We start from the raw sequence: 8,995 nt of genomic DNA, 5'->3' as shown, positions 1-8,995 counted from the left end.
GAGCACGTCGGGCGCGGATGCGGGCCAGGGCAGTTGCGCGAAGTCGTGGTGGTCGGGCAGCGGCAGCCGCTGCAGGGCCAGTCCCGCGGCTTCCAGCATGCCGAAAAAGCGCTCGGGCGAGGCGATGCCGGCCGCCGCCACCACCGGCCGGCCCTGCAACTGCTGCAGCGGCTGCGCAGGCGATGCACCGGCCCACCAGTCGGCCAGCGGCGTGATGCCGCCGATGCCGCGCTGCGCGACGTGGCCGGGCAGCGGCGTGCTGGGCGCGGGCGCGTTGTACAGCACCACGGAGCGCGGCGGCAGGACGGAGGGCAGCGGCTCGCGCAGCGGGCCCGCGGGCAGCAGCAGGCCGTTGCCGGCGCCACGTTCGTCGAACACCACCACCTGCACGTCGCGCGGCAGCCGGTGGTGCTGCAGGCCGTCGTCCGACACCACCAGGTTGACCTCGGGGTGCGCGCGCCGCAGCGCCTGCAGCACCGCCAGCCGGTCGCGGCCGACCCACACCGGCGCGCCGGTGCGCAGGCGGATCAGCAGCGGCTCGTCGCCGGTGCGGCTGGCCGGCTGGTCGGGGCGCACCTCGGTGAGGTCGTCGGCCGACTGGCGGCCATAGCCGCGGGAGATGACACCCGGCGTCCAGCCGGCTTCGCGCAGCCAGCGCACCAGCGCTATGACGCTGGGCGTCTTGCCCGCGCCGCCGGCGATCAGGTTGCCCACCACCACCACCGGCACGTCGGCCACGCCGGGCGGGTGGCGCTGGCGCTCGAGCGCGGCCAGCGCGCGGTACAGCCACGACAAGGGCCGCAGCAGCTGGGCGGCCGTCGTCGGCCGTGGCTGCCACCACTGGCGCTGCAGCCAGCCGGCCAGGCCCGCACCTGCAGCGGGCCGGCGGGCGGCGTCGGGGCCATCGGCGGGACAGGCCATGCCCGGGTGCCGGCTCAGCGTGCGGGCGCCGGCGCCGTGGCAGGGGCAGCGGCAGGGGCCGGCGATGGGGCCGCCGCACCCTCCACCGCGGCCGCCGAGCCGCCAGGGGCCGCCGCCACCGAGCCCGGCCCCGCCTGCGCCGCGAAGGTCACCCGCGCCAGCCCGATGCGGCGTGCTGCGTCCAGCACGTTGATCACCGACTGGTGGGCCGCCGTGGCGTCGGCCGAGACCACCACCACCGGCCCGGGCGGCGGCGCACGCAGCTCGGTGGCGGCGCTGCCCATGGCGGCGGCCAGCGGCTCCACGCCACGGCCCGGCACCGCCTGGCCATTGACGGCGTAGCGCCCGTCCGCCGCCACCGACACCAGCAGCTCGACGGGCTTTTCGCGCATCGGCTCGGCCTGTGCCACCGGCAGGTTCACCTGCAGTTCGGTGAAGCGGGCGTAGGTGGTGGACAGCATCAGGAAGATGAGCACCACCAGCAGCACGTCGATGAACGGGATCAGGTTGATGTCCGGCTCGTCGCGCCGGGGGCGGCGGAAGTTCATGCCGGCGTGCGCACCACAAACCGCATCAGGTGCGGCACCAGGCGTTCGGCGGCCTGCTCCAGCGTCAGCGCGTACTCGTCCACCCGGCCGCGGAAGTAGCGGTGGAACATCAGCGCCGGGATGGCGACGATCAGGCCGAAGGCCGTGTTGTACAGCGCGATGGAGATGCCATGTGCCATCTGCACCGGGTTGCCGGTGGCGCCGGGTGCCTGCGCGCCGAAGATCTCGATCATGCCCACCACGGTGCCCAGCAGGCCCAGCAACGGCGCGGCCGTGGCAATGGTGCCCAGCGCGTTGAGGTAGCGCTCCAGCCGGTGCAGCACCACGCGGCCGGTGCCTTCGAGCGACTGGCGCAGGCTTTCTTCGGTGATGCGCGGCTCGGCGATCACGCTGCGCAGCCCGGCGGCCAGCACCTGGCCGAGCGCCGAATTGCCGGCCAGCTTGTGCACCACGTCGGGCCCCGGCAGGTTGGAGCGGGTGAGGGTGAGCACTTCGTCCAGCAGCTTGGGCGGTGCCACACGGGCGGGCCGCAGGCTGGAAAAGCGCTCGATGACCAGGGCCAGGGCCACCACCGAGCAGGCCAGCAACGGCCAGATGGGCCAGCCCGCGGCTTGTATGATCGAAAACACGCTTGATCCCAGGGATTGCGCCAGCGCCACCGCGGTGCCAGCCGTCCAACGAGGCGCGATTATGGGGCCATGCTTTCACCCGGCCCGGCGCGGCCTGCCGCCCTTTGAACCACCCCCTGCGGCGCGCTTGTGTTCGCTCACTTGGCGTGGGCACTCCACGGCCTGCACTTGACAATCCACCAATCCACGGCTCCTGTGGATAACTTTGTGGGCAACCATGTTGAGTTCGCCGCAAACGCGCGAAATCATTGGCCCCGCACTAGATTGCTGAAAATTGAGGCACCGTGTTGTCTTTGAAAATCAAGCACTTAGACGAAAATGACAGCCCGGTGACGGGTGCATTGAGCAGCTGCCCCGGGGTGCGCCGCCTTGTGGAGTTCTCCCAGTGCCCACCCTCGGGGCGCGCCCGATGAGCATGCTCCAGGGCGGGGCGCCCGGGCGCCAGATCTGGGGCGTCGCGCCGCTGCTGCTGGCCGCTGGCGATGCGCTGGCGGCGCGTTTTGGGGCCGTATCGGTTCGCGGCGAACTCAGCGGCTATACCCGCGCCGCCAGCGGCCACTGCTACTTCACGTTGAAGGACAGCGATGGCGCTGCCGGCGCGCTGCGCTGCGCCATGTTCCGCCGCGCTGCGGCGCTGGTGGACTTCCAGCCGCGCGACGGCCAGCAGGTGGAACTGCGGGGCCGCCTGGCCGTGTACGAGGCGCGCGGCGAACTGCAGCTGGTGGTTGAAGCCATGCAGCAGGTGGGCGCCGGCTCCTTGTACGAGCAGTTCCTGCGGCTGAAGGCCCGGCTGGAAGCGCAGGGACTGTTCAGCCCCGAGCGCAAGCGGCCGCTGCCCGCCTATCCGCAGCGGGTGGGCGTGGTCACCTCGCTGGGCGCTGCCGCGCTGCACGACGTGCTCACCGCCTTGCAGCGGCGTGCGCCGCAGGTGGAAGTGATCGTGTACCCCAGCCTGGTGCAGGGGCCGGAGGCACCGGCTTCGCTGGTGGCGGCGCTGCAGCGTGCCGCGCAGCGCCAGGAGGTGGACACGCTGATCCTGTGCCGCGGCGGCGGCTCGCTGGAAGACCTCTGGGCTTTCAACGACGAGCGCGTGGTGCGCGCGGTGGCCGATTCGCCCATTCCGCTGGTGTGCGGCGTGGGCCACGAGACGGATGTGTCGCTGTGCGACTTTGCGGCCGACCTGCGCGCACCCACGCCCACGGCCGCGGCCGAGCTGGTGTCGCCGGCCCGTGCCGATTCGCTCGACCGCCTGGCCACGCTGGCCCACCGGCTGCAGACGCTGGTGCACCGCCGGCTGGACAGCCAGGCCCAGCACCTGGACCGCCGTGCGATGCAGCTGGCGCGGCCGGCGCAGGCGCTGGCCCGCCACGGCCAGCGGCTGCAGCAACTGGACCACCGTCGCCAGCAGGCCTTGCGGCAGGCGATGCAGCAGGCCGCGCTGGGCCAGCAGCAGGCGGCCTCGCGCCTGCACCGGGCGCTGGCGCAGCAGCTCTCACGGGCGCAGGCGCGGCTGCAGCAGGTGGGCGAGCGGCTGCCCCGTGCGCCGCAGGCGCCGCTGGCCCGCGCCGATGGGCGGCTGCAGCACCTGGCTGGCCGGCTGCATGCGCTGGACCCCGGGCGGGTGCTGCAGCGCGGCTACGCCTGGGTCACTGGCGAAGACGGCCATGCCATCACCTCGGCCACGGCGGTGCAGCCGGGCTCGCGCATTGCTGCGGTGTTTGCCGATGGCCGCGCCGACGCGGTGGTGCAGGAAGTGCACCCCCAAACCCCGGTGGCCAGGCCTTCTCCGGACGCCGCTGTGTGACATGCACCCTTGACGTCGAACGACGCCAGGGTGCTGCCTACAATGCGCCCGCCAAACCGCTCCACCCGTCGGTACGACCGGCTCAACAACGAGGAATGATCATGGAACGAGTGCTGCCCCCCCTGCCTTACGCGATCGACGCGCTGGCACCGCACTACAGCCAAGAGACGCTCGAATACCACCACGGCAAGCATCACAACGCCTACGTGGTGAACCTGAACAACCTGCAAAAGGGCACCGAGTTCGAGGAGATGCAGCTCGAGGACGTCATCAAGAAGTCGTCCGGCGGCATCTACAACAACGCCGCGCAGATCTGGAACCACACCTTCTTCTGGAACTGCATGACCCCCAACGGCGGCGGCGAGCCCACCGGCGCGCTGGCCGAGGCCATCAACGCCAAGTGGGGCAGCTACGCCGCCTTCCGCGAAGCCTTCGTCAAGAGCGCCGTGGGCAACTTCGGCTCGGGCTGGACCTGGCTGGTCAAGAAGGCCGACGGCTCGCTGGACATCGTCAACATGGGCGCCGCCGGCACCCCGCTGACCACCGGCGACACCCCGGTGCTGACCGTGGACGTGTGGGAACACGCCTACTACATCGACTACCGCAACCTGCGCCCCAAGTTCGTCGAGACCTTCCTCGACAAGCTGGTGAACTGGGAATTCGCGGCCAAGAACGCGGCCTAAGCGGCATCGCTCTGGCGCAGCACGGCCTGCGCCAGTGCCAGCACACTCAACGGGGCCGAGCCTTCGGCCTTGTTGTTGATCGTCACCCAGGCGGTTTCACCCGCCGCCAGCGTGCCGGCGATCACCCGGGCCAGCGCCTCGCGCGTGGCCTCGTCCGGGGCCTGCAGCCGGTTGAACGGCGCCCAGGCATCCTTGGCCTGCGCATAACGCTGGCCCTTCTGCAGGTTCCACCGGCACACCAGCGGCCCGGGCCACATCGCCCGCAGCATGGGCAGTTGCTCCGTCATGGTCGGCATGCGGTCGTGCAGGCCGGCGCACCAGCGCACCCCATGGCGGCGCAGCAGCTGCGCCAGGGCCGGCGTCATCAGCTCGGCGTCCCGCACTTCCAGCGCCACCAGCGGGCGGTGGTCGCCGATCGGCAGGGCCGGCATCACGGCCTGCCACAGCGCGTCGAGCGCGCCATGCAGGCGCGCTTCGTCGCGCAGCCAGTCCACCGGCAATGGCGAGAGCTGGAACACCAGCACGCCCAGCGCCGGCCCCAGGCCTTGCAGCGCGGGCTGCAGCACCTCGGCGACGCTGCGTTGCGGATCGAGGAAGGCCGGGTTGGCGTGCAGCGCCTTGCCGGTGGCCGCCTCGCGCAGCGTGGCATCGGTCACCAGCGCCGGCGCCTTGACCACGAAGCGGAAGTCGGCCGGCACCTGTTCGGCCAGGCCGGCATAGGTGGCCGCCTGCAGCGGCCGGTAGAAGGCGCGGTCCAGGCTGACGGTGCGCAGCAGCGGGTGTTGGTGATAAGCGGTCAGCCCGCGGCGGGCCAGGGTGGGGCGGCCATAAGCACGTCCCCACACCAGTCCGTGCCAGCCCGGAAAGCTCCAGGATGAGGTGCCCAGCCGCAGCCGTCCGCCGAAGCGCTGGTGCAGGGCGTTGGCAAGGGCCTGCACCTCGGCCGGCGCCAGCGCCGGCTGCAGTTGCCCGGTGCTGTCGGCGGCAGCGCACGGCGCTGGCAGCGCAGCGGCGTCGAACAGCGACGGCATGGCAGGCGCATCGCCGGAGCGCCGACGCGTCATGCGGCGCTGCAGGCCTGCGCGTCGGCGAGCCCGGCGAGGTACACCGCCACCGTCATCCGGCCCACCCTCTGCAGGTCGAAGGCACTGGGGTCGAGCAGCCAGTTGTGCAGCAGACCGTCCACCACCGCGTGCAGACCGAGCGCCAGCTCACGCGCCGGCCGCTGGCGCGGCACCTCGCCCTGCGCCTGCGCCTTTTCCAGCAGCTCGGCGAGGCGGGCCACATGGCCGTCGCGCACCTCCAGATGTCGGCTGCGCACGGCCAGCAGCTCATCCACGTATTCCACCTTCTGGGTGGCGATCTCGAGCACGCGGCGCGCCTGCTCGTCGTGGGTGACCAGGGCAAACACCTCGTCCAGATGGGTGCGCAAGCCCACCAGCCCGGCATCGGCCATCAACGCGGCACCGCCTTCTTCCACCGGCAGGCAGACCCTGTCCATCATCTGGGTGAACACATCGGCCTTGTCCTTGAAATGCCAGTACACCGCACCGCGGGTGACGCCGGCGGCCGCTGCGATGTCGTGCAGAGAGGTGCGCGACACGCCCTGACGGTGGAACAGCAGCTCCGCCGCGTCCAGAATGCTGGCGCGGGTGGCGAGGGCTTCTTCCTTGGTCTTGCGGGCCATGTCGATGCGTTGTCAGTCGTAGGGCCCTCATCAGCTGGGGGCGTTGTGCATACATTCTAGTCTGTATGTATACTCGCGGCCGACCGGGCTACGGGTATTCCCGCAGCCTCTCCAAGAAAAACCCTTCAAGGACTTGCACCGTGTTGCAACCAAAGCCTGCCGTTGTTTCTTTTTTCGGCGCCTCGCAACGCGCCCGTAACCCCCGAGTCGCCCTGGCCGTGATCACGGCCGCGGTGCTGCTTGCCGCCTGCGGCAAGAAGGAAGAGGGCGGCGCGGGCGGCCCGCCCGGAGGCGGCATGCCGCCGGCTACCGTGGGCGTGGTGGCGGTGCAGCCCCAGTCCGTGGGGCTGGTGACCGAGCTGCCCGGCCGGCTGGAAGCCTCGCGCGTGGCCGAGGTGCGCGCCCGCGCCGCCGGCATCCTGCAAAAGCGGCTGTTCCGCGAGGGCAGCGACGTGCGCGCCGGCCAGCCGCTGTTCGAGATCGACGCCGCGCCGTACGAAGCCGCGCTGGCCAGCGCCCAGGCCTCGCTGGCGCGGGCCGAGGCCAACGTGGCCCAGACCAAGGCCCAGGCCGAGCGCTACAAGCCGCTGGTCGAAGCCAACGCCATCAGCAAGCAGGACTACGTGAACGCCGTGGCCGCGCAGAAGCAGGCCGAGGCCGACGTGGCCGTGGCCCGCGCCCAGGTGCGCACCGCCGGCATCAACCGCGGTTATGCCGCCGTCACTTCGCCGATCTCGGGCCGCATCGGCCGCGCGCTGGTGACCGAAGGCGCGCTGGTGGGCCAGGGCGAAGTCACCGCGCTGGCAGTGGTGCAGCAGATCAACCCGATGTACGTGAACTTCACCCAGTCGGCCACCGAGGTGCTGAACCTGCGCCGTGCGCTGGCCGCGGGCAAGCTGGCACGTGCCGGCAGCGGTGAATCGGCGGTGGTGCACCTGCTGCTGGACGACGGCACCGAATACGGCCGCACCGGCAAGCTGCTGTTCTCCGACCTGACGGTGGACCAGACCAGCGGCCAGGTGACGCTGCGCGCCGAAGTGCCCAACCCCGACGGCCTGCTGCTGCCCGGCATGTACGTGCGCGTGCGCATCGAGCAGGCGCAGCTGGAGCAGGCCATCCTGCTGCCGCAGCAGGCGGTCACCCGCTCGGCCACCGGCGACACGGTGCTGGTGGTGGGCCCCGACAGCAAGCCGGCGCCGCGCCAGGTCAAGCTGGGCCAGAACCAGAACAACCAGTGGATCGTGCTCGATGGCCTGAAGGCCGGCGAGCAGGTGATCGTCGACGGCTTCCAGAAGATGATGGTGCCCGGTGCGCCGGTCAAGCCGGTGCCGTGGTCGCCCAATGCCGCCAGCGCGCCAGCGGGGGCTTCCGCCCCGGCCGCGGGCGCTGCTGCCTCCAACCCGGCCGGCGCTGCCAGCGCCGCCAGCAAGTAAGCCCTCGCGGCACAGCAACGAGGGACCTCCATGGCCAAATTCTTCATCGATCGCCCGATCTTCGCGTGGGTGATCGCCTTGTTCATCCTGGTGCTCGGCGGCGTGGCGATCAAGCAGCTGCCGGTGGCCCAGTACCCCACGGTGGCCCCGCCGGCCATCGTGATCAACACCGCCTACCCGGGCGCTTCGGCGCAGACGCTGGAAGACTCCGTGCTCAGCGTGATCGAGCGCGAGATGAACGGCTCGCCCGGCCTCATCTACATGGAGTCGGTGGCCCAGGCCGACGGCACCGGCTCGATCACCATCACCTTCGAGCCGGGCACCAACCCCGAGCTGGCGCAGGTGGACGTGCAGAACCGCCTGGCGCGCGCCACTCCGCGCCTGCCGGCCGCGGTGACGCAGCAGGGCGTGCGCGTGGACAAGTCGCGCAACAACTTCCTGATGTTCACCATCCTGTCGTCGGATGACCCGCGCTACGACCCGGTGGCGCTGGGTGACTACGCCTCGCGCAACGTGCTGCCCGAGCTGCAGCGCGTGCCGGGCGTGGGCCAGGCGCAGCTGTTCGGCACCGAGCGCGCGATGCGCATCTGGATCGACCCGGCCAAGCTGGTGGGCTTCAACCTGTCGGCCACCGAGGTCAATGCCGCCATCCGCGCCCAGAACGCGCAGGTCTCTGCCGGCACCATCGGCGACCTGCCCAACGTCCCGGGCCAGAGCATCTTCGCCACCGTGGTGGTGCAGGGCCAGCTGAGCTCGCCGCAGCAGTTCGGCAACATCGTGCTGCGCGCCAATGCCGACGGCTCCACGGTGCGGCTGCGCGACGTCGCCCGCATCGAGGTGGGCGGCCAGGCCTATGCCACCTCGGCACGGCTGAACGGCCAGCCCTCCACCGGCATCGGCATCCAGCTGTCGCCCACCGGCAATGCGCTGCAGACCGCCACCGCGGTGCGCGCGCGCATGGAAGAGCTGTCCAAGTTCTTCCCGCAGGGCGTCAAGTACGAGATCCCGTACGACACCTCGCGCTTCGTCAGCATCTCCATCGAGCAGGTGGTGCACACGCTGTTCGAGGCCGTGGTGCTGGTGTTCCTGGTGATGTTCCTGTTCCTGCAGAACTGGCGCTACACCATCATCCCGACCATCGTGGTGCCGGTGGCGCTGCTGGGTACCTTCGCGGTGCTGCTGGCGCTGGGCTTCTCGATCAACGTGCTGACCATGTTCGGCATGGTGCTGGTCATCGGCATCGTGGTGGACGACGCCATCGTGGTGGTGGAAAACGTCGAGCGCATCATG

The 8,995-nt window shown here is 71.0% G+C and carries 8 protein-coding genes and 1 pseudogene; 4 read left to right on the top strand and 5 right to left on the bottom strand.

Going from position 1 to position 8,995, the window contains the following annotated elements; all coding sequences use genetic code 11:
- From lpxK to ABNT58_RS24675, 3 genes and pseudogenes are all read right to left on the bottom strand, one after another.
- Positions 1 to 921, bottom strand: a 921-nt coding sequence (lpxK, locus tag ABNT58_RS24685; protein WP_348756035.1) for a tetraacyldisaccharide 4'-kinase, incomplete at its 3' end; no start/stop codon positions are given.
- Positions 922 to 1,055: 134 nt separating this feature from the next.
- Positions 1,056 to 1,469, bottom strand: a pseudogene (locus ABNT58_RS24680) (biopolymer transporter ExbD); the annotation flags it as partial.
- Positions 1,466 to 2,098 carry a MotA/TolQ/ExbB proton channel family protein gene (locus ABNT58_RS24675; RefSeq protein ID WP_348756034.1) on the bottom strand — a complete coding sequence of 211 codons (633 nt, stop codon included), beginning with the start codon at positions 2,096 to 2,098 and terminating at the stop codon, positions 1,466 to 1,468. The gene ABNT58_RS24675 and the pseudogene ABNT58_RS24680, both read right to left, overlap by 4 nt.
- A gap of 409 nt (positions 2,099 to 2,507) precedes the next feature.
- Here ABNT58_RS24675 and xseA point away from each other — a divergent pair, with 409 nt between their 5' ends.
- Together xseA and ABNT58_RS24665 are read left to right on the top strand one after the other, a co-directional pair.
- Positions 2,508 to 3,902 (top strand): exodeoxyribonuclease VII large subunit, encoded by a 1,395-nt coding sequence (gene xseA / locus ABNT58_RS24670; RefSeq protein ID WP_348756033.1) that lies wholly within the window; start codon positions 2,508 to 2,510, stop codon positions 3,900 to 3,902.
- A 101-nt stretch (positions 3,903 to 4,003) separates the two neighbouring features.
- The gene (locus tag ABNT58_RS24665) at positions 4,004 to 4,585 is read left to right on the top strand and encodes a Fe-Mn family superoxide dismutase (RefSeq protein ID WP_348756032.1); all 582 of its coding nucleotides are present in this window, start codon (positions 4,004 to 4,006) and stop codon (positions 4,583 to 4,585) included.
- Here ABNT58_RS24665 and ABNT58_RS24660 read toward each other — a convergent pair.
- Both ABNT58_RS24660 and ABNT58_RS24655 read right to left on the bottom strand, forming a co-directional pair.
- The gene (locus tag ABNT58_RS24660; protein ID WP_348756031.1) at positions 4,582 to 5,649 is read right to left on the bottom strand and encodes a DUF72 domain-containing protein; all 1,068 of its coding nucleotides are present in this window, start codon (positions 5,647 to 5,649) and stop codon (positions 4,582 to 4,584) included. The two genes, ABNT58_RS24665 and ABNT58_RS24660, sit on opposite strands and share 4 nt — an antisense overlap.
- Positions 5,646 to 6,272 (bottom strand): TetR family transcriptional regulator, encoded by a 627-nt coding sequence (locus ABNT58_RS24655; RefSeq protein WP_348756030.1) that lies wholly within the window; start codon positions 6,270 to 6,272, stop codon positions 5,646 to 5,648. Before ABNT58_RS24655 ends, ABNT58_RS24660 begins: the two co-directional genes overlap by 4 nt.
- Positions 6,273 to 6,484: 212 nt before the next feature.
- Between ABNT58_RS24655 and ABNT58_RS24650 the strand changes: the two genes are divergently transcribed.
- Entirely contained in the window at positions 6,485 to 7,705 is a 1,221-nt protein-coding gene (locus ABNT58_RS24650; RefSeq protein WP_348756036.1) for an efflux RND transporter periplasmic adaptor subunit, read from the top strand.
- A 30-nt stretch (positions 7,706 to 7,735) separates the two neighbouring features.
- A partial coding sequence (locus ABNT58_RS24645) for an efflux RND transporter permease subunit (RefSeq protein WP_348756029.1) occupies positions 7,736 to 8,995 on the top strand: 1,260 nt, incomplete at its 3' end.

Source organism: uncultured Aquincola sp. (genome assembly GCF_964001545.1).
In the GTDB taxonomy this organism is placed as follows: Bacteria; Pseudomonadota; Gammaproteobacteria; order Burkholderiales; family Burkholderiaceae_C; genus Aquincola.
Note: the sequence above shows the minus strand (reverse complement) of the source record. Positions and strands in the feature narration are given on the sequence as shown.

Excerpts from the sequence above, each read along its gene's own strand:
- ABNT58_RS24655 (WP_348756030.1), bottom strand. The coding sequence starts at position 6,272 with ATGGCCCGCAAGACCAAGGAAGAAGCCCTCGCCACCCGCGCCAGCATT.
- ABNT58_RS24660 (WP_348756031.1), bottom strand. The coding sequence starts at position 5,649 with ATGACGCGTCGGCGCTCCGGCGATGCGCCTGCCATGCCGTCGCTGTTC.
- xseA (WP_348756033.1), top strand. The coding sequence starts at position 2,508 with ATGAGCATGCTCCAGGGCGGGGCGCCCGGGCGCCAGATCTGGGGCGTC.
- ABNT58_RS24665 (WP_348756032.1), top strand. The coding sequence starts at position 4,004 with ATGGAACGAGTGCTGCCCCCCCTGCCTTACGCGATCGACGCGCTGGCA.